This window comes from Azospirillum oleiclasticum, assembly GCF_013423485.1.
GTDB classification, from domain to species: Bacteria; Pseudomonadota; Alphaproteobacteria; order Azospirillales; family Azospirillaceae; genus Azospirillum; species Azospirillum oleiclasticum.
Genome location: NZ_JABFFR010000003.1, coordinates 275,631 through 300,511, shown reverse-complemented (window position 1 = coordinate 300,511; position 24,881 = coordinate 275,631). Strand labels below are relative to the sequence as shown.

Annotated in this window: 16 protein-coding genes; 8 read left to right on the top strand and 8 right to left on the bottom strand. The window is 67.6% G+C overall.

Annotated features, from left to right (window positions below):
* Nucleotides 1-112 precede the first annotated feature (112 nt).
* Nucleotides 113-2,416: an LPS-assembly protein LptD gene (locus HL658_RS06450; protein WP_180281091.1), complete on the bottom strand. Its 2,304-nt coding sequence runs from the start codon at nt 2,414-2,416 to the stop codon at nt 113-115.
* Nucleotides 2,417-2,784: 368 nt separating this feature from the next.
* On the opposite strand from HL658_RS06450, the gene HL658_RS06445 reads away from it, so the two are divergent.
* The gene (locus tag HL658_RS06445) at nt 2,785-3,816 is read left to right on the top strand and encodes an aspartate-semialdehyde dehydrogenase (RefSeq protein WP_180281090.1); all 1,032 of its coding nucleotides are present in this window, start codon (nt 2,785-2,787) and stop codon (nt 3,814-3,816) included.
* A gap of 113 nt (nt 3,817-3,929) precedes the next feature.
* Here the strand turns inward: HL658_RS06445 and HL658_RS06440 are convergent, their stop codons facing one another.
* On the bottom strand, nt 3,930-4,550 hold the full coding sequence (locus HL658_RS06440; RefSeq protein WP_180281089.1) for a hypothetical protein: 621 nt from the start codon (nt 4,548-4,550) through the stop codon (nt 3,930-3,932).
* A 781-nt stretch (nt 4,551-5,331) separates the two neighbouring features.
* Here HL658_RS06440 and HL658_RS06435 point away from each other — a divergent pair.
* From HL658_RS06435 to HL658_RS06425, 3 genes are all read left to right on the top strand, one after another.
* On the top strand, nt 5,332-6,939 hold the full coding sequence (locus HL658_RS06435; protein WP_180281088.1) for a peptide chain release factor 3: 1,608 nt from the start codon (nt 5,332-5,334) through the stop codon (nt 6,937-6,939).
* Nucleotides 6,940-7,113: 174 nt separating this feature from the next.
* Nucleotides 7,114-8,688, top strand: coding sequence for a sensor histidine kinase (locus HL658_RS06430; protein ID WP_180281087.1), 1,575 nt, complete (start codon nt 7,114-7,116; stop codon nt 8,686-8,688).
* Nucleotides 8,681-9,058, top strand: coding sequence for a response regulator transcription factor (locus HL658_RS06425; RefSeq protein ID WP_180281086.1), 378 nt, complete (start codon nt 8,681-8,683; stop codon nt 9,056-9,058). The genes HL658_RS06430 and HL658_RS06425 overlap by 8 nt, the downstream gene beginning before the upstream one ends.
* A 16-nt stretch (nt 9,059-9,074) precedes the next feature.
* On the opposite strand, the gene HL658_RS06420 is transcribed toward HL658_RS06425, so the two are convergent.
* The 3 genes from HL658_RS06420 to HL658_RS06410 all read right to left on the bottom strand — a co-directional run bounded on the left by HL658_RS06420 (nt 9,075) and on the right by HL658_RS06410 (nt 16,182).
* Complete coding sequence (locus HL658_RS06420; RefSeq protein WP_246337349.1) at nt 9,075-9,962, bottom strand: transglutaminase family protein; 888 nt, start codon at nt 9,960-9,962, stop codon at nt 9,075-9,077.
* Between the two features lie 28 nt (nt 9,963-9,990).
* The gene (locus tag HL658_RS06415) at nt 9,991-12,567 is read right to left on the bottom strand and encodes a circularly permuted type 2 ATP-grasp protein (protein ID WP_343055025.1); all 2,577 of its coding nucleotides are present in this window, start codon (nt 12,565-12,567) and stop codon (nt 9,991-9,993) included.
* 276 nt (nt 12,568-12,843) lie between these two features.
* A complete protein-coding gene (locus HL658_RS06410) occupies nt 12,844-16,182 on the bottom strand; it encodes a transglutaminase family protein (protein ID WP_180281084.1) in 3,339 nt (1,112 codons plus the stop codon).
* 203 nt (nt 16,183-16,385) lie between these two features.
* Between HL658_RS06410 and HL658_RS06405 the strand changes: the two genes are divergently transcribed.
* Together HL658_RS06405 and HL658_RS06400 are read left to right on the top strand one after the other, a co-directional pair.
* Nucleotides 16,386-17,348 carry a hypothetical protein gene (locus tag HL658_RS06405; RefSeq protein ID WP_246337348.1) on the top strand — a complete coding sequence of 321 codons (963 nt, stop codon included), beginning with the start codon at nt 16,386-16,388 and terminating at the stop codon, nt 17,346-17,348.
* A 129-nt stretch (nt 17,349-17,477) separates the two neighbouring features.
* A complete protein-coding gene (locus HL658_RS06400; protein ID WP_180281083.1) occupies nt 17,478-17,867 on the top strand; it encodes a response regulator in 390 nt (129 codons plus the stop codon).
* Nucleotides 17,868-17,894: 27 nt separating this feature from the next.
* Here HL658_RS06400 and HL658_RS06395 read toward each other — a convergent pair whose 3' ends face one another.
* Entirely contained in the window at nt 17,895-18,431 is a 537-nt protein-coding gene (locus HL658_RS06395) for a peroxiredoxin-like family protein (RefSeq protein ID WP_180281082.1), read from the bottom strand.
* Nucleotides 18,432-18,543: 112 nt separating this feature from the next.
* On the opposite strand from HL658_RS06395, the gene HL658_RS06390 reads away from it, so the two are divergent.
* Nucleotides 18,544-19,431, top strand: coding sequence for a helix-turn-helix transcriptional regulator (locus HL658_RS06390; RefSeq protein WP_180281081.1), 888 nt, complete (start codon nt 18,544-18,546; stop codon nt 19,429-19,431).
* Here HL658_RS06390 and HL658_RS06385 read toward each other — a convergent pair.
* Complete coding sequence (locus HL658_RS06385) at nt 19,428-20,963, bottom strand: ATP-binding protein (RefSeq protein ID WP_180281080.1); 1,536 nt, start codon at nt 20,961-20,963, stop codon at nt 19,428-19,430. The genes HL658_RS06390 and HL658_RS06385 overlap by 4 nt on opposite strands.
* A gap of 85 nt (nt 20,964-21,048) precedes the next feature.
* Nucleotides 21,049-21,966: an aldose 1-epimerase gene (locus HL658_RS06380; protein ID WP_180281079.1), complete on the bottom strand. Its 918-nt coding sequence runs from the start codon at nt 21,964-21,966 to the stop codon at nt 21,049-21,051.
* 193 nt (nt 21,967-22,159) lie between these two features.
* On the opposite strand from HL658_RS06380, the gene HL658_RS06375 reads away from it, so the two are divergent.
* A complete protein-coding gene (locus tag HL658_RS06375) occupies nt 22,160-24,862 on the top strand; it encodes a serine/threonine-protein kinase (protein WP_246337347.1) in 2,703 nt (900 codons plus the stop codon).
* Nucleotides 24,863-24,881: the final 19 nt, after the last annotated feature.

The window sequence follows — 24,881 nt, the reverse complement described above, 5'->3', positions numbered from 1 at the left end:
GTGTCGTCGGCGGTGCGGTCGGCGGGCACGGCGCAGCGGCGCCGCGGGTGGCCCCAATGGCTAGCGGCTACGACGCCGTGATGCAACCCCGCACAGCGGCGCGGTCGTCGGTTTACGGTGTGGTCGTCTGATCGGTGCGCCCGCCGAAGAGCCCGCCCGACAGCGTCGGCGACTTGAACTCGCCGATGTTCTTGAACACCAGCCGGAAATATACCGTCGTCCCGGAGCCGCTTTCGCCGGGCGTGTCGGTGAAATCGCGGCGCAGCACGGTGTCGAAGGTGAAGCACTCGTCCTGATAGGTCAGGACGCCGAGGCTGACGCGGGGGCCCGGATCGGGGGTGTAGGCCTGCACATGGGCGGCCGACGCCGACCAGAACTGGCCGAGCCGCAGCGACGCGCCGAAGGTCGCCTGCTCGATTTCCGACTGGGAGCGGGTGTAGGGATCGCTGAACTGGTCGAGGTAGGTGTAGTTCGTGAAGACTCGCAGGCCACCATAGCCGGTCGATGCGGTCAGAGCGTGCCGGCGCGGCTCCAGCGTGCTCTGATCCAGGCGGAAGGAGTAGTTCGCGTCGAACCAGGAGCCCGGAACCAGCTCCACCCGACCCACATAGTCCGACTGTTTGTTCTCCAGGCCCGAGCCGTAGGCGTAGTCTGTGCTTTCGGTGATCCGGTAGCTCTGGCCGAGGAACACGCTGGCGCGTGGGCCGGAGTTGAACCAGGTGGCGGCGTGGACGCCGTAGGTCGCGCGCATCCCGCCTTCCAGCCGGTCGATGCCGGTGTAACGGCTGGGCATGAACAGGTTGGTCTCGTCGAACTCCACGTCCAGGCTGTCCTCGTTCGGGACTTCCAGGTTGTTGGACACCTGGGGTGCCACGCGGAACTGGCCGATCGGCTCGATGAGCTGGGACGACGACTCGCCGTAGCGGACGAAGGGGTAGCGGACGGTGATGTCGGCCGAGGGGAAGAAGCGGAAGCGGTTGTTCGCTTCCCGCGTCGATCCCGCGATGTCCGGCCGGTCGTAGTCGTTGGTCTGGTAGCCGGCCATCAGCACGCTGGTGTTCAGCGTGGTGATGAAACCGAGGTCGGACACCATCTCGCGGCGCCAGCCGGGGGCGACCGAGAACCGGCGCGAACTGGGGCCGTCGGGCCGGAGGATGGACAGCACACCGGCGTCGATCGACCAGCGCCCGCCGAACACGCCGCCCGGCTCGCCGTAGGCGCTGTACACGCCTTCCGGCAGGACCAGCGGCTCCTGCGTGGTGTTGTTGTAGCGCAGGTCCTGGAAGCTGTAGGCGGTGACCGCCGCGTAGTTGCGGCCGCGGAACCCCTCGACGAAGGCCTTGCTTGTCAGGATGTCCTTGTCGCGGTAGTCGAAGTAGCGCCTCAGATAGGTGTACTCGCTCGCCCGCTGTCCCTCGAAACCCCAGCGCCAGGTGTCGTCGATCTCGAACAGGCCTTTGCCGGCGATGTGGCCGCGCCAGTCCTTGCGCTTGAAGTCGCCGGCCGCGTCGGTCAGGTCGCCACGGGTGATGCTGCCGCTGAGTATCAGATTGCCTTTTTCGAATCGGCGCCGGTACTCGCCGCCCAGCAGCAGACTCTCGCTCCCGAACTTGGTCACTTCGATGGTGGCGTCCTGTTCAGGGGCGATGTCGATGTAGGTGTAGGTGCGCAGGAACATGCCCAGGTCGGACGTTCGGCCGTAGACGGGGGCCAGCATGCCTGTGCGACGTTCCACCGTCGGGTCGGGATGCGACAGGTAGGGGGTGTAGGCGACGGGAAGGCCGAACAGCTCCAGCACCGCGTCGCGGTAGCGGACCTCCTTCGCCTCGTTGTCGTGCACCACGCGCACGGCGCGGATCTGCCACAGCGGCGCCCGGCTCGGGTCATCCTTGCACAGATCGCAGGGGCTGTAGACCGCGCGGTTCACGCGGGTCATCCGGCCGCCGCGCCGCTCGCCCTCCGTACCCGCCATGCGACTGTTGTCGGTCATCAGCATGCGGAGGTTGGTGACGAACGCCTCGGCCATGTCGTCGGTCAGCTCGGCGTAATCGGCGAACAGGATTTCGCCCGTCGGCTCGACCAGCCGGATGTTGCCGGACGCTGTGACGACCTTGGTCTTCTGGTTGTAGGTGATGGTGTCCGCCCGCACCGTGCGGGGGCCCTGCGAGAGCTCGACGTTGCCGGTCGCCGTGACGATCCCGGTCTCCTCGTCGAAGGTCACGCTGTCCGCGACCAGCAGCACCGGTTCCTGGTTCTGCGTGTTCGCCGCCGGGGCCTGCGCCGACGCGTGCCGCACCAGCACGGCCGAGCACACCACGGCCAGCCCGAGCAGGCCGGACAGCAGGACCGGTTTCAGGATTTTCCGGGCTTGGCGATCCGCGCGGCGGCGGACCTGGCGGGAGGCGGGCGCGGTCATACGTCAGCAATGCGGAAAGCACGCAGCCAAGTCAACGGTCTCTGGACAATCCCCGGAAACCGTTGCCATTCCGCACTAGGGGCACAGCCGCGCCACGACCCGGCGGGACCGGAAGTCGCACAAAGGCCCCTTTACAAGCCCCGGCACTTGGCGTATCGAACCGCCCATGAACCCGTCGATCGCCACCATCACCACGACCACCACCAAAAAGACTCGCTTCGGCGGGCCTTCCCGGTGTGACGTGCGCTGAAGCGGCGACGACAACCCCACGAGGAAGGCCCCGCCGGAGACGGACGGGGCCTTCGCCATATCTGGGCTCCGCTTCCGCACCGTGCAGCGCCCCGGAACAGCAGGACGGAGCAACAGTCATGAGCAATGCCAACAATCCCGCCCCCCGCCGCGTTGCCGTTGTCGGCGCCACCGGCGCCGTCGGCCGCGAGATGGTCGAGGTCCTCCATCGCCGCAGCTTCCCGGTGAGCGAGCTGCGTCTTCTGGCGTCGGGCCGCAGCGCCGGCAAGGTGATGGAGACGCCCTACGGAGCCATCGCGCTGCAGGAATTCTCGGTCGACCGGGTGAAGGACTGCGACGTCGTCCTGCTCGCCGTGTCCGGCGACTTCGCCAAGGCGCACGCGCCGGCCATCGCCGCCGCCGGGCCGCTGGTGATCGACAACTCCTCCGCCTTCCGCTACGACGCCGACATCCCGCTGATCGTGCCGGAGATCAACGCCGCCGCCTTCGACGTCTCCAATGGGGGTGGGGGCCGCCTGATCGCCAACCCCAACTGCACCACCGCCATCGCCGTGGTGGCGCTCGGTCCGCTGCACCGCGCCTTCGGGCTGAAGCGGGTGATCGTCTCGACCTACCAGGCGACCAGCGGTGCCGGGGCCGAGGGCATGGCGGAGCTGGAGGAGCAGACCCGCAACCGGCTGGAGGGTCGGCCGGTCACCAACAGCGTCTTCCATCACCCCATCCCCTTCAACCTGATCCCCCACATCGACGCCTTCCAGGAGAACGGCTACACGAAGGAGGAGATGAAGGTCACCTGGGAGACGCGGAAGATCCTGGGCCTGCCCGACCTGCCGGTGAGCTGCACGGCCGTGCGCATCCCCACCTACCGGGCGCACTCCGAGGCGATCACCATCGAGACCATCGAACCGGTGACGGCGGAGGCGGCGCGCCGCGTGCTGGCTGACGCGGCCGGCGTCAAGCTGGTGGACGACACCGCCAACGCCGTCTACCCCATGCCGCTGACCGCCACCGGGCAGTTCGACGTGGAGGTCGGGCGCGTGCGCAACAACCCGGTGTTCGGCGACCACGGGCTGGACCTGTTCGTGTGCGGTGACCAGCTCCTGAAGGGCGCAGCGCTGAACGCCGTGCAGATCGCCGAACTGGATCTTTAGGTTTGACCGCCCAGCGATCCTAGCACCTCGGTACTAGGATCGCTGGGCCGAATGGACGACGAGTGTTCTGTCAGCATCCATAAGATTTCCGTCATTGTGGCTGAGCCGCTTTCCTATTCTCCCGGTCCAAAAAAGAACAATAGCACGAAGATCGCCAAAGCGCCGGCCGCTGTAACTGCGAGTCTCTGTCCAAGCTTCATTTCAACCTTCAGAACTCCGATGATTGTTGACCCAAAACTGGCGAGCCCTATCGAGAGAACGGATATAATTATCCTATTCTGAAGACTTGACTGATTATCAAAATAAAATCCAAGGAAAATAGCAATAGCGACAAATATGCACCCCACAATAACTGCCCAACGCTCGGCGGTTTGCGTCATGTTGTTGTCTCTCTGGTGTATTGGGATAGAAAATACATGTCGATTGGCGTCCTGGGACAACAGCACCCCTTCCGTGTAATCCTTGTATGACACCGATATTCCGACTTTGCAGGCCTGACTGCTGATCTGGCAGGTGATGGGTTCAATCCCCGTGACGACTTCCGAGAACGGCTCGCCATCCAGAGAGAAGAGGACCTTCGCCCCGCCAACTGGCAGATCGTCAAGATCACGCACGTCAACGCGGATTACGCGATCACTTAGCATCAGCAACACACCTGAATTGTCAACGGTCCTTGAGTGCAGGTCACACAGCCCTGCGCCGACTGGCCAGTTGAAATGCAACGCGCTGTGCATCGGATTTTTGTATGTGGAGCCTTGTGAAACGTCGATGCAATGAACTCGGAATTTGTCAAAGCCATCATAATAAGTTTATCGTCAGATCCGACTCCTTGAAGCTCAAATTCAACCCGATCATTTCCTGAGATAAGAAAGACGGTCAGGTCAAATATCCCTTCTCCTTTTATAGTAAAAGTTGTAGTGAGCATGCTCCCGGGATTTCCGAATGTTATATTTGAAAAAAATGCGGTCGACTCCAACGACGCACGTATCGGCAAGCTGACGCCTGAAGCACTTCCGTAATGAACTTCAAAAGCCATGTTCGTTTCTCCCCATTCTAAATTTTAATAGTCACCGCATCTTGCGATCGATGTCAATGGGCACTTTATGTTGCAGAACCGGTATGGAAATGGGCAAAGATCTTCACAATTCATGTTATCTGATGTAATCATAATGATTATGACCAAGGGAATTCAGTCATTCTGATTTATCCAGCGATACATTTAAATCATTTAAATAAATGAATTATAATAATTTCTAAAAAGATTTATTTTTTCTCCGATGAAAATCCTTTCTTTCATCCTATGCATGAGACGTGGCCAAAAAGAGAGTATTTTTTAGCCGAGCAGCCGCATGGAACGTGCCGAGTGTACTGCAATCTGTGCTGTTGATGTCTTGTGGCTAGGATGGGCGCCGCCGTCCGTTTTTCCCCTTCAAGCCGCTGGATGCGCCTGCTACATAAGGTCCTTCCGCGCGCTCCACTTCCCACGCGCGCGCTTTGAGAGGAACTGGTACGCGCATGTCCGAGTTGCTGGATGCCGTCTCCCGGCGACGGACCTTCGCCATCATCGCGCACCCCGACGCCGGCAAGACCACGTTGACGGAAAAGCTGCTGCTGTTCGGCGGCGCCATCCAGATGGCGGGTGCCGTGAAGGCGCGTGGCGAGCAGCGGCGCGCGCGTTCCGACTGGATGAAGGTGGAGCGGGAGCGCGGTATTTCCGTCACCGCCTCGGTCATGACCTTCGACTACGACGGCCGCACCTTCAACCTGCTGGACACGCCGGGCCACGAGGACTTCTCGGAGGACACCTACCGCACGCTGACGGCGGTCGACAGCGCGGTGATGGTGATCGACGGCGCCAAGGGCATCGAGACGCAGACCCGCAAACTGTTCGAGGTCTGCCGCCTGCGCGACGTGCCGATCACCACCTTCGTCAACAAGATGGACCGCGAGGCACGCGACCCCTTCGATCTCGTGTCGGAGATCGAGGACCAGCTCCAGATCCACGTGACTCCGGCGAGCTGGCCCATCGGCATGGGGCGCGACTTCCTCGGCTGCTACGATCTGATCCGCGACCAGCTCATCTTGATGGACCGCACGCAGGGCGACGTGGCGAGCGAGGGCATCGCCTGCCACGGGCTCGACGATCCGAAGCTGGACGAGCTTCTGCCCGACCACGCGGTGGCGAAGCTGCGCGAGGATGTGGAGATGGCGCGCGGCCTGATGCCGGAGTTCGACCTGGAGGAATTCCGGGCCGGGCGGTTGACGCCCATCTACTTCGGGTCCGCCATCAACAATTTCGGTGTCCAGGAGCTGCTGCTCGGCTTGGCCGAGAACGCCCCGCCGCCGCGCCCGCAGCCGGCCGAGCCGCGCATCGTGGAGCCGGAGGAGGGCAAGGTCACCGGCTTCGTGTTCAAGGTGCAGGCCAACATGGACCCCAACCACCGCGACCGAATCGCCTTCGTGCGGCTGGTGTCGGGCCGGTTCCGCCGCGGGGCCAAGCTGAAGCACATCCGCTCCGGCAAGACGCTGGCGGTCAACAACGCCGTGCTGTTTCTGGCCCGCGACCGCGAGCTGGCCGAGGAGGCATGGCCCGGCGACATCATCGGCATCCCCAACCACGGCTCCCTGCGAATCGGTGACACGCTGACCGAGGGGGAGGAGATCCGCTTCACCGGCGTGCCCAGCTTCGCGCCCGAGCTGCTGCAGCGTGTGCGGCTGGACGATCCCATGCGCGTCAAGCACCTGCGCAAGGCGCTGGAGCATTTCGCGGAGGAAGGGGCGAGCCAGGTCTTCAAGCCGCTGTCCGGTGCCGACTGGGTGGTCGGCGTGGTCGGCCAGCTCCAGTTCGAGGTGCTGGCCGCGCGGATCGAGGCGGAATACGGCATCTCCGCCCGATTCGAGGGCGCCGGCGTCGACGCCGCCCGCTGGATCGAGACGGACGACGATGTCCAGCTCAAGAAGTTCCTGGACCTCAACCGCTCGGCCCTGGCGGAGGACCACGACGGCGCGCTCGTGTTCCTGGCGCGCAACGCCTGGCACCTGAACCGGACACAAGAAGACTTTCCTGCGTTGCGATTCTTGAAGACGCGCGAACAGAATCGCAAGGTCCAGACCGCCGCCTGAGCAAGTATCCAACCCGACATCCAAGAGTATTCCACAGTTCGCCCGTCAATCGCGCCTGCGGGTCGGCCGCTGGTCGGGATTGACGGACGCCGCCGGATACTTGATTGTGGTCGCACACGCACGCGTGTGCGGCATGGTCCGGACGGGTCCGGCAATCGGGGCGGGTGGGACGACATGCTCGGTGGCTTTGCGGCGCTCTTCGACCGGAGCGCCTTCATCCCTCATGGCATCTGTCTGGCGTGGCAGCCGGAGCTGCTGGCACTCCACGTCTCCTCCGACGCGCTGATCGGGCTGTCCTATTATTCGATTCCCCTGGCGCTGGTCTATTTCGTCCACCGGCGGCGGGACGTGGCGTTCTCCTGGGTGTTCTGGCTGTTCGCCGCCTTCATCCTGGCCTGCGGCACCACCCATTTCGCCAGCATCTGGACGCTGTGGACCCCCGATTACGGGCTGGAGGCGCTGATCAAGGTCGCCACGGCGCTGGTCTCGATGCTCACCGCGGTGGCGTTGTGGGTCCTGATGCCCAAGGCACTGGCGCTGCCGAGCCCGCGGCAGCTCGCCGAGGCCAATGTGGCGCTCCAGCACGAGATCACCGTGCGTCGCCAGGCGGAGGAACGTTATTCCGGCTTCTTCAACAATCTGGCGGAGGCGCTGTTCATCGTGACCGTGCGGCCGGATGGCCAGTTCGCCTTCGACGCGGTCAACCCGGCCCATGCCCGGTCGACCGGACTGGACCCGGCGTCGCTCTGCGGGCGGACGGTGGCGGAAGCGCTGCCGGCGGCGACCGCTGCGACAGCCACGCGCCAATTCGCCGCCTGCATCGAGCAGGGCCGGCCGGTCGATTTCGAGGACGCGATGGAGCTGCCGGTGGGCCAGCGCATCTGGCACGTCGTGCTGGTGCCGGTGTTCGACGGCGGCGGGCGGGTCGTGCAGATTCTCGGCAGCGCGCGCGACATCACCGAGCGCCGTCGCCTCCAGGAGGAGCTGATCCAGACCTCCAAGCTGGCGACGCTCGGCACGCTGGCGGCCGGCATGGCGCACGAGATGAGCCAGCCGCTCAACGTCATCCGCATGTGGGCGGAGAATTCGCTGTCGCGCCTGCGCCGGAACGAGCTGGACCCCGAACGGTTGACCAAGGTGCTGACCATCGTCGCCGATCAGACCGAGCGGATGGGCCGGATCATCGACCACATCCGCAGCTTCAGCCGGCGCGACAGCGCCGGCGGCGCGCTGTTCGACCCGGCGGAAGGGGTGGCCTTCGCGGTCGAGATGGTGCGCCACCAGTACCAGCTCGAGGACATCACGGTCGAGGTGACCGGTGACGGCGACGGTTGCGCCGTGAACGGCCACCGGCTCCAGTTCGAGCAGGTGATCGTCAACCTGCTCGCCAACGCCCGCGACGCCATCAAGGAGCGGCGGGCCGGCGGGGTGCCGGCCGCGGGGCTGATCCGAATCGCGGTGGAGGCGGATCCCGCCGGTCGCAACATCCGCATCGCCGTCACCGACAACGGCGGCGGCATACCCGCCCATGTGCTGCCGCGGATCTTCGACCCCTTCTTCACCACCAAGGAGGTCGGCGCGGGCACCGGGCTGGGGTTGTCCATCGGCTACGGCATCATCACCGCCATGCAGGGACGGATCGAGGCGGAGACGGTGGAGCACGGCGACGGCCTGCGTGGCACCCGCATCCTCATCACCCTGCCGGCGACCCAGCCGTCGTCGGAGGAGGGAGGGCGGTCGCATGGCTGAGGCGCGGCACGTTCTGGTGGTGGAGGACGAGGCGCTGGCCGCGCTGGCGATCGAGGATTATCTGATCGATTGCGGCTTCCGTGTCAGCGTCGCCGGCGATGGGATTGCCGCGCTGGAGCGTTTCGACCGTGACCCCGCGGACCTCGTGGTCACCGACCTGCGCATGCCGCGGATGGACGGCCGCAGCCTGATCCGCGAATTGCGCCGCCGCCGCCCCACGCTGCCCATCGTGGTGATGACCGGCTTCGTCGCCTTCCTCCCCGGCGAGGACGACCTGACCGGAGCCGACTGGATGCCGCTTGAGGTGCTGCGCAAGCCGGTCAGCCCGACGGAGATGCTGGCGGCGATGGAGCGGGTGGCGCGCGGGTGACACGTCTCCCGTGCGTTCAGTCGTCCAGAGGCTCCACATCGACCTCCACCGACAGGCCATGGCCGGCGCCGCCGTGGATGACGCCGCGGACCGGGCTGACGTCGTCGTAGTCGCGGCCCCAGGCCACGGTGATGAAGTCCTCGTCGGTCACGCGGCCGTTGGTCGGACAGAGGTCGAGCCACTGGTCGCTGCCGCACCAGACCGAGCCCCAGGCGTGGCTCATGTCCGCACCGATCAGCCGGGGCCGTCCCGGCGGCGGCAGCGTGCGCAGGTAGCCGGAGACGTAGCGCGCCGGCAGCCCGAGGGAACGCAGGGCACCCACGATCACGTGGGCGAAGTCCTGGCAGACGCCGCGGCGGTTCGCCAGCACCTGGCGCAACGGGGTCGCCACCGTGGTGGCGTGCGGGTCGAAGGTGAAGTCCCGGTGGATCCGCCGCATGAGGTCGATGGCGCCCAGCGCCACCGGCAATTCCGGCGTGAAGGACGGGGCGGCGTAGGCGGCCAGCTCCGGACCGGTCGGCACCAGCGTACTGTCGAAGGCGTATTGCAGGATCTCGCCGCCGTCGTTCGGCACCGGCATGCCGGTGCGCACAACATCGCGCAGCCGCTCCCACGCCGGGGTGGACTCGGCGTCGATGGGCGGTGACGGGAACACCTCCATCTCGCTCTCGGTGGTGATGACGAGATGGCGGTGCGGCTCCTGCACGGCCAGATAGGTGATGGGGTTGCCGAAATAGTCGAGCTGGTCGGCCCGCACCACATTGCCACCGGGCTCGACGGTCAACAGGTTGCGGCGGCAGCGCTGGAGCGGGTGCTCCCGCGCCGTCAGATGCACGATGTGGTGGGAGGCGGGGACGTCCTCGCCATAGTCGTAACGGGTCGTGTGGCGGCAGCGGTAGCGCATGGGGACTCCGGCCGGAAGGGCCGCCTCGTCACGCCGGTCGGGCGAAGGCATGGCTGAAATAGGCGTGGGCCAACAGGTTCGACACCTCCGGCAGCGACGACGCGAGCTGGTCGATCACCGTGGCGAGGGTGGCGGCGTGGCCCACCGTCTCCACCCGCAGCGACGACATCGCGGCGTGGATGATGCGCAACGCCGCATCGGTCGGGTCGTCGTGGCCGGGGCTGGCGGAGCGGGGCAGGGCGCGCAGGTGGCGCTCCATCGCCTGGAGTTGGAAGGCAAGTGCCCGCGGGTTGCTGTCGTCCACCAGCAGCAGCTCCAGCACCGGGGCGAGCTGCAGCGCCGCCAGATGACGCTCCCGGTAGGTCATGAAGCTTTCGCCCAGCTCCAGCAGCACCTCCAGCGCCGCGGTCTGTTCGATCTCCGCCATCCGCTCGGTCTCGGCGATGCGCACGCCGCGCATCACGGAGACGATGTGGATGGCGCGCTCCGCGCGGCGGCCGAAGTCGAGGAAGCGCCAGCCATGGCTGCGCGTCATGCTTTCCTGCTCCAGCCCGGCCATGGCGGCGAGGCTGGTCATCACGTCATCCAGCCGCAGCAGCATGCTGGCCGCGTCCACCCGGCCGCGCGGCTGCACGCTCTGCCGCTCCACCGAGGAGATGACGCGCCAGAGGTCGAGCGACAGCCGGTCGCGCACGGAGTAGGCGGTGCGGTGCAGCCGGATGACGTTGGAGCGCAGGCTGTTCGGGTGCTCGGCGTCGAAGACGGAGGTCTGGAGCGCCGTGCGCAACGCGCGGCCGGACCCGATTCCACCCATCTTGGCAAGGTCCCACGGGATCATGCCGATCCACGCCATCAGCCGCAGCAGCGGGCGCAGTTCGTCGCTGGCACCGGGCATGTTGCCGTCGGTCAGACGTGTGTAGGCGCCGCGCAGCAGCCGCACCGCCCCTTCCGACCGCTCGGCGTAGCGGCCGAGCCAGAACAGCCCGTCGGCGACACGGCTCGGCAGGTCGGTGGCGGCGGAGCGGAACTCCGCCGCCCGCAGCTCTCCGAAGCTGGTCGTGCGCACGGCGGGCGTGCTGCTCTCGATGCGGCGGGCGGCAAGCACCCAGGTGTCCTTGCTGCCGCCGCCCCGCTGCATGGAGACGACGAGCTTGCCCGGCTCGGTCGACACCCGGGTCAGACCGCCCGGCATCACCGCGTAGCGCCCGTCGGCGGTGGCGCAGAGGAAGACGCGCAGCACCAGCGGCCGCGGCTGCAGCCGCCCGCCCTGCCAGACCGGCGCGGTGGACAGCGACAGCCGCTCCTGCCCCACCCGGTCCCACGGCCGGCGGCGGATCTTCTCGACCAGTTCGCGGCGCTCCGCGGTGGAGAGATCGGCGCCGAAGATCGGCTCGAAGGAGCGGGACGGGAAGGCCGGCTTGATCACCAGCCCGTCCAGATGGTCGAGCACATAGCTCCGCTCCGAATCAGCCCCGCACCACCAGCTCGCCACGCAGGGCAGCCGCAATTCCTCCCCCAGCAGGTGGCGGCAGAGGGTGGGCAGGAAGGACTTGAAGGACATCGACTCCATCAGCCCGCTGCCGAGGGCGTTGGCCACCACCACCGTGCCCGCCCGCACCGCCTGCACCAGCCCCGGCACGCCCAGCGTGCTTTCGGCGCGCAGTTGCAGCGGGTCGCAGAAATCGTCGTCGACCCGGCGCAGGATGACGTCCACCGGCTCCAGCCCCGACAGGGTCTTCAGGAAGACCTGCCGGTCGCGCACGGTGAGATCGGCCCCCTCCACCAGCGTGATGCCGAGATGACGCGCGAGGTAGACGTGCTCGAAATACGTCTCGTTGTAGGGGCCGGGCGTCAGCAGGACGATGCGCGGGTTCTCGCGGCGCGGGGCCAGCGCCCGCAGCGTGTCCTTGAAGGCGTTGAAGAAGGGGGCGAGCCGCTCGACGTGGCAATGGCGGAAGCTGTCCGGCAGCACCTTCGCCATCACCGCGCGGTTTTCCAGCGCGTAGCCGCTGCCGCTCGGTGCCTGCGTGCGGTCGGACAGCACCCACCAGCGCCCGTCGGGCGCACGGGCCAGATCAACCGCGTAGAAATGCAGGAACATGTCGCCGGGCACACGAACCCCGTGCACCTCCCGGCGGAAGCCGGGGTCGGCGCAGATCACCGCGGGCGGCAGCCGGCCGTCGCGGATCAGGGTCTGCGGTCCGTAGAGGTCGGCGAGCACCGCGTTGAGCAGCATCGCGCGCTGCACCAGCCCTGATTCGATGGCGCGCCATTCGTGCGACGGGATCAGCAGCGGGATCATGTCGAGCGGCCAGGGCCGCTCCATCCCCTGCGGGTCGCCGTAGATGTTGTAGGTGACGCCGTTCTGGTGGAGCAGGCGGCGCGCCTCCTCCCACCGTTCGGCCATGATCTCCGGGTCGAGCGGACCCAGCGTGCCCATGAAGGTCTGCCAATGCGGCCGCAACCGGCCCTGACCGGTCACCATCTCATCATAGATGGGGCCCAGCCCGTAACCGATCGCGTCGGCTTCGCCGAACAGCGAACCCTGAATCAGCTTGGACGAGGCGTCCGCGTGATCCGGTGTTGGGGTGTCGAGGCTGGACACGTCCTGATATCAGTGGCAAAGGCGTTGCATCGGCACCCACCGGGTGCGGTGAGCCACGAGTGTGAACGGCCACCAGCCTGTATGCAAGGTTATAGCAACAGGCCGATTGCGCCTTCGGTATGGGATATGTCGTTCCGATCCCATACCTTGTAACGATGCAACACCGCCCGTGGATGATCCTGTTCCGCGGGTGCGACCATCGGCCACGAGCCGATCCTCACTCCGCCACCACCCCGACCCTCCCCCGCTGGGCCAGCGGGGGAGGGAGAACAATCCTCAACCCCCGCGCCGCAGATCCAGCGTCATCGGGAATTGCGGGTTGCGCTCCTCGACCGGGATGTCCATCGGGCCGGGGGTGTGGCCGAAGGGGAAGAAGCGGGCGAGGCGGCGGCCCTCCGCCTCGTTGGCGTTGACCGGGAAGGTCTCGAAGTTGCGCCCGCCGGGGTGCATGACGTGGTAGGTGCAGCCGCCGATCGACCGGCCCGCCCAGGTGTCGACGATGTCGAACACCAGCGGCGTGTGCACGGGGATGGTCGGATGCAGGCAGGAGGGCGGCTGCCAGGCGCGGTAGCGCACGCCGCCGACGAACTCCCCCTCGACGTCGGTGGGGATCAGCGGCACACGCCGGCCCTTGCAGGTGATGACGTAGCGCCCTTCGGTCAGGCCGGTGACGCGGACCTGCACCCGCTCCACCGAGCTGTCGACATAGCGCACGGTGCCGCCGCCGCCCGGTTCCTCGCCCAGCACGTTCCACGGCTCCAGCGCCATGCGCAGTTCCAGCGTGATGCCGCGCTGGCTGACATGGCCGTAGACCGGAAAGCGGAAGTTGTAGTGCGGGGCGAACCACTGGTCCTCGAAGGGGTAGCCGTGCGCCCTCAGGTCGTCGAGCACGTCGATCATGTCATGATGGACGAAGTAGGGCAGCATGAAGCGGTCGTGCAGCTCCGTTCCCCAGCGCTGCAGCCGGCCGCGGTAGGGCTCCTTCCAGAAGCGTGCGACCAGCGCCCGCATCAGCAGCTGCTGGGTCAGGCTCATCTGCGCGTGCGGCGGCATCTCGAAGGCGCGGAACTCCAGCAGCCCCAGCCGGCCGCTGGACTGGTCCGGCGAGTAGAGCTTGTCGATGCAGAACTCGGCGCGGTGGGTGTTGCCGGTGATGTCGACCAGCAGGTTGCGCAGGACACGGTCGACCAGCCACGGCCAGGCGGTGCCGTTGGCCGCCGCCTCGTCCAGCTTCGCGAAGGCGATCTCCAGCTCGTACAGCCCGTCGTCGCGCGCCTCATCGACGCGCGGCGCCTGGCTGGTCGGGCCGATGAACATGCCGGCGAAGTAGTAGGACAGGGCCGGGTGGTTCTGCCAGTAGGTGAGCATGCTGCGCAGCAGGTCCGGCCGGCGCAGGAAGGGGCTGTCGGTCGGCGTCGCCGCCCCCAGCACGACATGGTTGCCGCCGCCGGTGCCGCAGTGGCGGCCGTCCAGCATGAACTTCTCGGTGCCGAGGCGGCACTGGCGCGCCTCCTCGTACAGATCCTCGGTGTTGCGGACCAGTTCGTCCCAGTTCTTGGCCGGGTGGATGTTGACCTCGATCACGCCGGGGTCGGGGGTGACGGCGAGCTGGTTGAGGCGCGGGTCGTTCGGCGGCTTGTAGCCTTCGATCAGCACGGGCATGTCCAGCTCGACCGCCGTCGCCTCGATGGCGCTGATCATCTCCACGAAGTCTTCCAGCGTGTTCATCGGCGGCAGGAAGAGGTAGAGCTTGCCGTTGCGCGCCTCGCAGGTCAGGGCGGTGCGCACGATCCACCACGCCGACTTGCCGTGCTCCGGCATCTCGGCCCGCACCTCGGCCATGGCGCGCTGGTGCAGCATGTCCCGCGGGGCCGGCTTGATGCCGTCGTGGGCGCGCTGCTGGCGCAACGGCACTTGGTTGGGCGGCAGCGGCTGGCGCTCCTCGAACGGATCGACCTCCCACTGGTAGGGGTAGTCGGCCGCCGCCGTCCAGGGCAGGGAGCCCAGCGGCAGCCGGAAGCCGACCGGGCTGTCGCCGGGGATCAGCAGCAGCTTCTCCTGGCGCAGCGGCCACGGGCTGGACAGCCACACCGGACCCTTCTGCGTCACCTGCCGGTTGATCGGCAGGGCGAAGCCGACCGGGGTCTTCAGCCCGCGGGTGAAGACGCGCGACAGACGCTCGCGCTCCTCCTTGTCCTCCAGCTTGCTGTCGAAAGGATCGACGTTGATGGGGAGCTCGGCCTCCTTGCGCAGGTAGTGCCAGGGGTCCTCGTAGGCGGCCAGCACCAGCGAGCCGTCGATGCCCAGCCGCGTCGCCAGCGACACCAGGAAGGTGCCGGCGTCGGTCGCGGTGAAGCCGTAATCCTTGTCGTCGCGGCCCAGCAGGTCGCTGTTGGCCCACAGCGCCTCACCGTCCTTGCGCCAGTAGGCGGTCATCGCCCAGCGCGGCAGCGACTCGCCCGGGTACCATTTGCCCTGGCCGTAATGCAGCAGGCCGCCCGGGGCGAACCGTCGCATCAGCCGGTGGATCAGGTCGGAGGACAGGCGCCGCTTGGTGGGACCGACCGCGGCCGTGTTCCATTCCGCCCCGTCCATGTCGTCGATGGACACGAAGGTCGGCTCACCGCCCATGGTCAGACGGACATCACCCGCCGTCAAATCTTCGTCGATCCGATGACCCAGCGCCTCGATCGACGACCATTGCGCGAGGGTGTAGGGCTTGGTGACGCGCGGCGCCTCGTAGATGCGGGTCACCGACATCGCGTGCCCGAACTCCACCTCGCACTCGTCCACCAGACCGGAGATCGGGGCGGCGGAGGTGGCGTCGGGCGTGCAGGCCAGCGGGATGTGCCCCTCGCCGGCCAGCAGGCCGGAGGTCGGGTCGAGGCCCACCCAGCCGGCACCGGGCAGGAACACCTCGGTCCAGGCGTGCAGGTCGGTGAAGTCGGCCTCCGGCCCCGACGGGCCGTCCAGCGCCTTCTGGTCGGCGGTGAGCTGGATCAGATAGCCGGAGACGAAACGCGCCGCGAGACCGCGATGGCGGAAGAGCTGCACCAGCAGCCACGCCGAGTCGCGGCAGGAGCCGGTGCGGTTGGCCAGCGTCTCCTCGCAGGTCTGGATGCCCGGTTCCAGCCGGATCACATAGCCGATGTCCTGCTGGAGCCGCTGGTTGACAGCGACCAGAAAGTCGATGGTCGGCAACGGCTCGGTCGGCACCCCTTCCAGATAGGCCCGCAGCAGCGGCCCCGGCTCCTCCACCTCCAGATAGGGACGCAGCTCGCGGATCAGCCAGGGCTCGTACTCGAACGGTGCCTTGGTCGCCTTCTCCTCCAGAAAGAAGTCGAAGGGGTTGATCGAGGCGATCTCGGCGACGAGGTCGACCTCCACCGTGAACTCGCTGGTCTTCTCCGGAAAAACGAATCGCGCCTGATAGTTCGACTGCGGGTCCTGCTGCCAGTTGAGGAAGTGCTGGCGCGGCGTCACCTTCAGGGAGTAGCTCAGGATCGGTGTGCGGCAGTGCGGCGCCGGACGCAGCCGGACGATCTGCGGCCCCAGCGACACCAGCCGGTCGTAGTGGTAAGTGGTCTTGTGATTCAACGCCACATGGATCGCCATCGCCTCACCCGCATCCCTTCCTGTTGCGCCGCAACATTCCCCAAACATGCACGTTAACACCGTCCATCGCGCCTGTCAGTCCGCTCGCGACGCCCCGGTCGCGGCGGCGGCGTCACCGGCATGTTGCAATGCCGCATCGTCCCGCGCTGGACCATGGCCATCGGAGTCCGGTACTGTTCCGCCGTGCCGGGCAGGGTCTGACGATGGCGGCCGACCGCCGGCACAGGGTTGCTCGACGGCCTATGGTTCTCTTGTCCTCCGCTCAGCAGGGTTCGGGCGCACGCGCCGGCGGGGCGGGCGACGACGGCCCGCGCGGGGTGGTCACCGGAAAGTACTTCAACTTCAACCCGCTGCCGCCGTCGGCCGACGTGCTGGGCAATGCGCTGGTCGTTCCCGACCTGCCGACCCACAAGTTGCCGCGGGAGAAGTTCGGCAACCGCATGCGGCGTTGGCTGGCACGCTTCAACATCGGCGCCCAATCGGCGCAGACCCGGATGCGGTGGAAGGTGCAGGACACGGTGGCGTCGGTCCTGGCGTCGGTCTCGCCGTCGGTGACGCTGTCGGCGGAGCAGCGCGCCAAACTGAAGCGGAACGGGCAGGCGGTGACGATGATCATCGTGCGCCACCCCTATCATTTGCGGCATGTGCTGGACATGATCCCGCAGCTTCCCGACGCGCTGGGGCCGGAGCGGCGTTTCCTCGAACTGCTGATGAGCCGGATCATCAAGAAATACGCGGAGCAGATGTCCCTTATCAAAGGCTCCGCCTTCTCCTTCGAGAATGAGGCGAGGGAGTATCTTTTCGCCGGTTTTCGCATGGAGATGCAGATCAAGAAAATAACCAGTCCCGACGAACGATTCGGAGCACTGCAAGCGATCTATAATAATTATTTCCATGGGAAAAATTACTATTATTATGCTTTGTTGAGGCGGGAGAAATTGGCGCCGGAGAACAAGTTGTTCATGCTGTACTCGCGTGCCAGCTACTTCAACGCCCGCATCGACTGGAACGGCGAGCTGTTGGACAAGCCGGCACCGCGGGCGCTGCCGACACGCGGCACGGTGATGTTCCTGCTCCAGCGTGACAAGTCCGTGCTGGCGCGCTACCGCACGGACCAGGAGTTCCAGAAGCAGGTCAAGACCTGCGTCGAGGCCTTCCCGGAATAGACGTTTCGGCTAATCCACTCGTCGTACATCGCCGCGTCGGGTTGCGCGCGCGGCGTGGGTGGACTAGTGAACGAACTCTTGTCACGCCGTCTCCGCCGCGGCAAAGGCCGAAGTGACGGGAGAGTCGTTTTGGTATCGCAGATTGGGGGCCCCGACGGGGTCCCGCATGTCCTGGTTGTCGATGATGAATTCCTTGTCGCGATTCTGTTCGAGGATGCGCTGAGGGAGCGGGGATTCCGCGTCACCGTCTGCCACAGCGGGGTCGATGCCCTGGCGGTGCAGGACACCGATCCCGCCGCCGCCGTGGTCACCGACCTGCGCATGCCCGGCATGAACGGCATGGAACTTCTGAGCCGCCTGCGTGAGCGATGGCCGGATATGCCGGTGCTGGTGGTCAGCGGCTGGCTGGGCGAAAGCGGCAACGCCCATCAGGAGAACGCCAGGACCGGCTATCTGGCGAAGCCCGTCAGCCCGCGCGCGGTGGCGGAGCGGCTCACCGCGATGCTGGATGCCCGCTGACGGCGCGCTCCACCACGCAGCCGGCCCTCACGCCAACTCGCCGACCTCGCCGCGCGCGGGATAATTGTTCGCGATCGCGAAGTCGATCGCCTTCAGCAACTCCGAGAAGTGCGGCCGGGCGAAGGGCATGGTCTGGACCGATCCGTAGTAGAGGGTGCCGTCGGGCCGCACCAGGAAGACGCCCGGCTCGGAGAACAGGGCGGGCTCCTCGATGCCGATCGAGGTCTTGCCGCGGCTGGCGGAAACATAGAGTCCCCACTGCCGCGCGACCGGAAGCGGCAGTCCGTAACCGAACCGCAGCGACGTCGCCGTGATCTTCTCCGCCATCGCCGCGGTACGGTCCCGGTCGTCGGAGCTGACGGCGATCGTGGTCACGCCGCGGGCGGCGAACTCGCCGACGAGCCGTTCCAACTCTCCAAGATGGAGCGCGCAGATCGGGCAGTGAAGCCCGCGGTAGAAGGCCACCAACGCAAACCGTTCCGGCTGCTCGGCGGAGAGATCGAAGCGGCCGTTCGTGAGCGTCTTGACGCTCAGGGCGGGAACCGGCTGGCGTGGCATGAGCATGGTCGGTGTTCCTTGTGGTCGTGAGGGTGGGCCGTGCCTCGGCCTCGACATCCATCGCAGAATGCCGTACTCAGAGATGCAATTCGTCCGCCATTGATTGCTGAACGTACGAATGCCGTCCTCTCATCGACCGGGTGACGAGCCACGGATCGACCGCCCACGGATCGACCGGCTCTCCACCCTTCTGGAGCGGTTCCGCGTCAAGGCGCGGGTCGTCGCCGCCGGGTCCGTCCTGTTGCCGATGGAGCCGGTGATTCCCGACCATGGCGGGCAACTGCACATCCTGCGGACCGGCCGGACCAGGGTGGTGGGGCCGCGCGGCGATGTCTTTTCCCTGTCCAGCCCCGGATTGTTGTTCTTTTCCCGCGCACTACCCCATCGGCTTGAAGCGGATTCCGAAGACGCCGTGGCCGACCTGCTGTCCGCCGACATAGACCTGACCGTGGAGCGGAGCCCGCTCGGCCTTGCTCTTCCGTCCGTGATCGTGCTTCCCCTGGAGGGCGAAAGCTTCAGCGGCCTCGTCACCCTTCTGCTGGAGGAGGCGTTCCAGCCGCGCTGCGGGCGCCAGACCATCCTGGACCGCCTGTGCGAGGTGCTGGTGGTCAAGCTGCTGCGCCATCTGATCGAGACCGGCGCGACACAGGCCGGGCTGCTGGCGGGCTTGGCGCATCCCGGCCTCGCCCGCCCCCTGACCGCGATGCACGGGACGCCGAACGCTGCCTGGAGCCTGGAACGGCTTGCCGACGAGGCGGGGATGTCGCGCACCGTGTTCGCCAACACCTTCCGCACCGTGGTGGGGCTGACCCCCGGCGAGTATTTGACCCAGTGGCGGCTGACGCTGGCGCGCGAGCTGATCACGGAGGGCAAGCCGTTGAAGCTGGTGGCACGGGAGGTGGGCTACGAAAGCGCCTCCGCGCTCTCGCGGGCGATCTCCCGTCGATTCGGCGCGCCGGCCCGGTCGCTCAAGGAGCGACCGGCGCGCGGCAGGGACGGGGCCTAGACCGACCCGTCCCCGAGCGCCGCCCGCACCCGGTCGGCCAGATCGACGCGGCGGAAGGGCTTGACCAGGAGGTTGGCGGGAAGGCCCTCATCCTCCTCCGTCACGAAATCGTCGGCGTAGGCGGTGGTCATCAGCACCGCCAGATCCGGCCGGCGCTCCTTGGCCCGGCGGATCAGGGTGAGTCCGTTCATGCCGCCGGGCATGGCAAGGTCGGTGAACAGCAGCCGCACGGCCGGCGTCCGATCCAGCACGTCCAGCGCCTCCTCGCCGCTCGCCGCCAGCACAACGCGGTAGCCGAGCGCGGAGAGGTGCAGTTCCACCAGCGTGCGGATGTCCTCGCTGTCATCGACCGCAAGGACGAGCGGCGCCTCTTCCTGGGCCTCCTCGGGCCGGGTGGAGGCGGCGGCCGGCAGCAGCAGGCGCACGACGGTCCCCTTGCCGGGTTCGCTCTCGATGTCCAGCCGCCCGTGCGACTGCTGGACGAAGCCGTGCACCATGGCGAGACCGAGCCCGGTGCCCTGGCCGGGGGGCTTGGTGGTGAAGAAGGGCTCGGTGGCGTGCTGCAGCACATCCGACGGCATGCCGCCGCCGTCGTCCGCCACGGAGACGGCGACGAAATCGCGCCGCTCCACCGCCGCCGCACCGGGCGATTCGCCCCAGGATCCCGTCGCGACCACGACCCGTCCGCCGTCCGGCATGGCGTCGCGCGCGTTCATCAGGACGTTCAGGAGCGCCATCTCCAGATAGACCGGATCGACCAGACAGGTGGCCGCGCGCGGATCGAGCCGGAATTCCAGCAGGGCGCGCGTCCCCAGCGTGCGGACGAGGATGTCGCGGCATTCCATCAGAAGCGCGTTGAGGTCGACCGGCCGCGGCTCCAGCCGTTGCTTGCGGGCAAAGGTCAGGAGCTGCTGGGTGAGGCGGGCACCCTGGCGGACGGCGAGGCTGGCGTTTTCCAGCGCGCGCCGGCCGCGGGCGTTGTCCTTCATCTCCTCCATCGCGGTTTCCAGATTGCCGGCAACGATTTGCAGCAGATTGTTGAAGTCATGCGCGAGCCCGGCGGTGAGCTGGCCGACGGCTTCCATCTTCTGCGCCTGGCGCAGGGCCCGGTCCTCGATCCGGCGCGGCGTGATGTCGAAGACCGACGCGAAGAAGTAGCGCAGAGACCCCTCGCGCCCGAAGATCGGGCCGATGAACAGCGCGTTCCAGAAGGGTGTGCCGTCGCGCTTGTGGTTCAGGATCTCCACCGACACCGGCCGGTGCGCCCGCACCGCGTCGCGGATGGTGCGCACCGTGGCGGGGTCGGTCTTGGGTCCCTGCATGAAGCGGCAGTTGCGCCCGTACACCTCCTCCGCCCGGTAGCCGGTCAGGTCGAAGTAGGCCTGGTTGGCGAAGATCATCGGGTTGTCGGGCAGGGCCGGGTCGGTCAGCACCATGGGGACGCGGTTCATCTCCACCGCGGTGATGAAGACATCGTCCTCGACCGCTGCCGTCGCCTGCCGGCCGTCCCGATTCCCCTCGTCCCCCGTCACATCCGGACTCCCGCTCCCATCCCCGTCATCGTGGATGAGCAACAGGCGGCGACGGTACTCATCTTACTTTCTATGACACCCGCCATCACGCGAGCGGCCGGACGGACAGCCGGACACTCCCTGCCAGCCGTTCGCCCGGGGCGAGCACGGTGAAGCCGGAGTCGGGGACATCCCTCCGGTTCACGGCGTCGGTCATGTGCGACACCGGCTCCACGCACATGAAATCGCCGCCGGGCGGGGCGTAGACGATCAGATGCCGGAACAGCGGATCGGCACGCATCGTCAGCGCCAGCCCGCGGTCGGGCCAGGATACGACGGCGGTGCCGTCCCAGCCGGGAAAGCCATTGTCGATCACCACCCCGTCCATGGTGGCCCCGGTGGAGAAGTCCCACTCCGGCGGGACCGGCGCCCGGCGTTCCGGCAGGATGGTCGGCCCGTTCAGCCAGACCGAGCCCGCGCGCGCGGTGAGCCGCGTCCCCGGCGGCTTGGGGAAATAGGGATGCACGCCGAGCCCGGCCGGCATCGGCGCGTCGCTGTCGTTCGTCATCTCCATCCCGACGCTCAGCCCCTCCGGATCGAGGGCGAGCGTCTGCACCGCCGTGTAGCGCCAGGGCCAGCTGTCGGCCGGGTGGGAATAGACCAGCCGCGCCGACCGTCCGTCCGCCGCGTCCAGCCGCCAGGGCGCCGCCCAGCCGTGGCCGTGGATGGCGTGCGGCGCGTGCGGGGGCGGGCAGGGAAGCCGCACCGGCCGCCCGTCGAAGGTGAAACGCCCCTGCGCGATGCGGTTGGAGAAGGGCACCAGCGGAAAGCTGGCGAACTGGTCGGCGGTCCCGCCGCCAAACGAGCCTTCGGGGAGCGCCCGGTCGGGCGTCGGGCGCAGGAGATCCACCGGTCCCGCGGCGGTGTCGAGGACCAGCCGGGCGATGGAACCGCCGACGCGCGGGCACAGCGCGCAGGTGAGCGGGCCGGCGGTCAGGTTCAGGATGTCCGGATGGTTCTGCATCGTCGGCGATCGTCTCCGGTCGTCCGGTCTCGGGCAAGCCGCCCATATCGCATGTTGCACCCGCGTACGAAACCGTTTTCGATGATTCTTTCGGACGGGTGTATACCTGAAATTTACGGTCGCGCCGCGACGATGGTCGTCTCGCGGCGCCGGCCGGCGGTGCACCGGCGCGCGCGATGTGGAGACGGGAGCCTTGCAGAAAAAGCCGTCCACCGCCACCGCCCCGGCCATCGCGGCCGTGCTCGACGAGGCGGAATTGTGTCACGACCTGGCCGACTACCACGCCGGACCGGCGCGGGTGGTCATCGGCATGGCGCTCCGCACCTGGCTCGAACCGCTGTGCGTCACACCGTTCGAGCTGATCCACAACGCCAAGTTCATGAAGTCCCTGCTGGAGCAGGGAACGGTGCTGGACACCGCCCTGACCCGCGTCGCCACCATCCAGGCGCGCTTTCCGGGGCAGGACCAGAAGACACGCCGCGCCACCCTGCAGGACGCGCTGAACCGTACCACCACCCGCGCGCGGGAAGCGCAGCTGGCCTTCGCGTCGCTGCCGCGGCTGCAAGGCACGGTGGACGCGGTGCTCGCGGCGGCTCCCGGAAAGTGCCCGACCGGCGACGCGCGCTACGACCTGCGCGTCGCCATCGCCACGGAACTGGCGGAGCTGCGGGTCTGGCCGGCCAAGCTGGAGCACACCATCGAGCTGCTGCGCGCCGACCGGGACGAGCGGCTGATCGCCGTCGGCGACGAGGTGCTGGCCGACCTTCTCGGCTTCGGCCCGGTCCTGCAGGAGCTGTTCGGCAACGCCGCCCAGGCGCCGGGCGCGGTGCTGGCCCAGCTCTGCACGCAATTCCTGTGCGACACGGCCACCGCCACCGCCGGCGGGCCGAACCGGCTGTCGTCGCTGAACGCGCTCTGCCGCAAGGGGCTGCTGCCACAGACGCGGGCGGCGGTGCTCGACCGCACGCGGCGCGCCCTGCGCGCGCCACACCCGCTGGTCCGCGGCACGCCGATGGAGGAGGCCGAGTCGCTGAAGACCCTGGCCGGGCTGCTGCTGCGGCCCGAGTGCGTCGTCGGCGGCGAGGGCATGGCGGAGGCGTTGACGATCCGGTATTCGCGCCGGCTCGAGCAGGGCGGTGCCAGCGCCTTCCGCCGGTCGATCGTCGGGCTGGCCGAATCGCTGAACGACCTGTTCACTCGCCTGCACTATCTGGCCGCTGTTTCGCGGACGCAGGCGGCCGAGCGCCACATGCAGGAGATCGTTGACACCGCCAACGGCGCCCTGGCGAACGAGATGCTGGTCGAGGGGACGCTGCTCGGCACCGCCGAAGTCGGGCGCCTGCGCAACCTCATCGATGGGGCCGCGGCCGCCATCCGTGCCAGCGCGCTGCCGCCGGAGTCCTCCATGAAGCTCGCCGGGCGGCTGGCGACGCTGTTCGACGGGTTGGCGCGGCAGGGGCGCCTGCTCGCCCGCCTGCGGCAAGCTGAACCGTTGCACCGGCGCCGCGCCCTGCGGCTGGCGGAACTCGCCTGCTCCGGCCTGCTGACCGAGCAGGGCGGGCTGCCGCCGGTGCGGCAATACATCATGGAGACGGTGCGGCAGCCCGGCTTCCAGGCCGAGCTCGCGCAGGAGGCCGGCAACGAGTTCGTGCAGATGGAGATCCGCCGGCTGTCCGAGCTGCTGGGCCAGCTCCACCAGATGGGCGGCGGATCGGGGGGCGGTGCGGCCATTCCGGTTCCGACCGTGCCGGCAGCGCGCAAGCCGGCGGGCGGTGCCACCGTCCCCACAGCCACGACCGTCGCCGCACCGCTGGCCATGCCGCGCGTCCCGCCACCGTCCGCCCCGCCGAGACTGCCGATACCGGCGGGCGGTACCCGCATAGCCTCGACCATGATGATCGCGGCGCCACCGGTGGCGCCGCGCCGCGGCGGGGGCGAGGACCGCTGCCCGAACTGCTTCGCGGACAAGGGCGGCGCCACCACCTGCGCATCCTGCGGCTGGCCGGGCCAGAGCGACAGCCGGTCCGGCATTCATCTGCCGCCCGGTGCCCTGCTGCACGATCGTTTCCGCATCGGGCGGCTGATCGGGCAGGGCGGATTCGGCGCCACCTATCTGGGCTGGGACGACCGGCTGCATGTGAAGGTGGCGGTCAAGGAATTCTACCCGTCCAACCTCATCTCGCGCCTGCCCGGCGGCACGCGGGTGGCCGCCTTCTCCGACGTGCACGAGGAGGCGTTCCGTCTCGGGCTGGAGAAATTCATGGACGAGGCGCGCATGCTGGCCCGCCTCAGGACCATCAAGGAGATCGTGGTCGTCCAGGACTTCTTCGAGGAGAACGGCACCGCCTACATCATCATGGAATTGCTGCAGGGAAAGACGCTGAAGCGCTTCATCGCCGACAACGGCGGCGCGGTCGATGGACGCCGCGCGCTGGGGCTGCTGGCGCCGATCATGAAGGCCTTGCAGGCGGTGCACGAGGCCGGGCTGATCCACCGCGACGTCAGCCCCGACAACATCTTCATCACCGAGTCGGGGGAACGCAAGCTGCTGGATTTCGGCGCCGCCCGACAGGCCGCCGGGCAGGGTGCCCAGCTCACCGTCATCCTGAAGCCCGGCTACGCCCCGCCGGAGCAGTATTCGCAGGACGCCAAGCAGGGGCCGTGGACCGACGTCTACGCCATGTGCGCGACGATCTACTGCGCGGTGACCGGCAAGGCGCCGCCCGACGCGACGTCGCGTTTCCTCAGCGACACCATTCCACGGCCTGCCAATCTGGGGGCCAAGGTGCCGCCGGCGTTCGAGAAGGTGCTGATGTCCGGCCTCGCCATGCGCCAGCACGACCGGCCGCAATCCATGCTGGACCTGCTGCGCGCCTTCTCCGCCGCGATCAGCTGACACCGCGCCCGGCCGGATG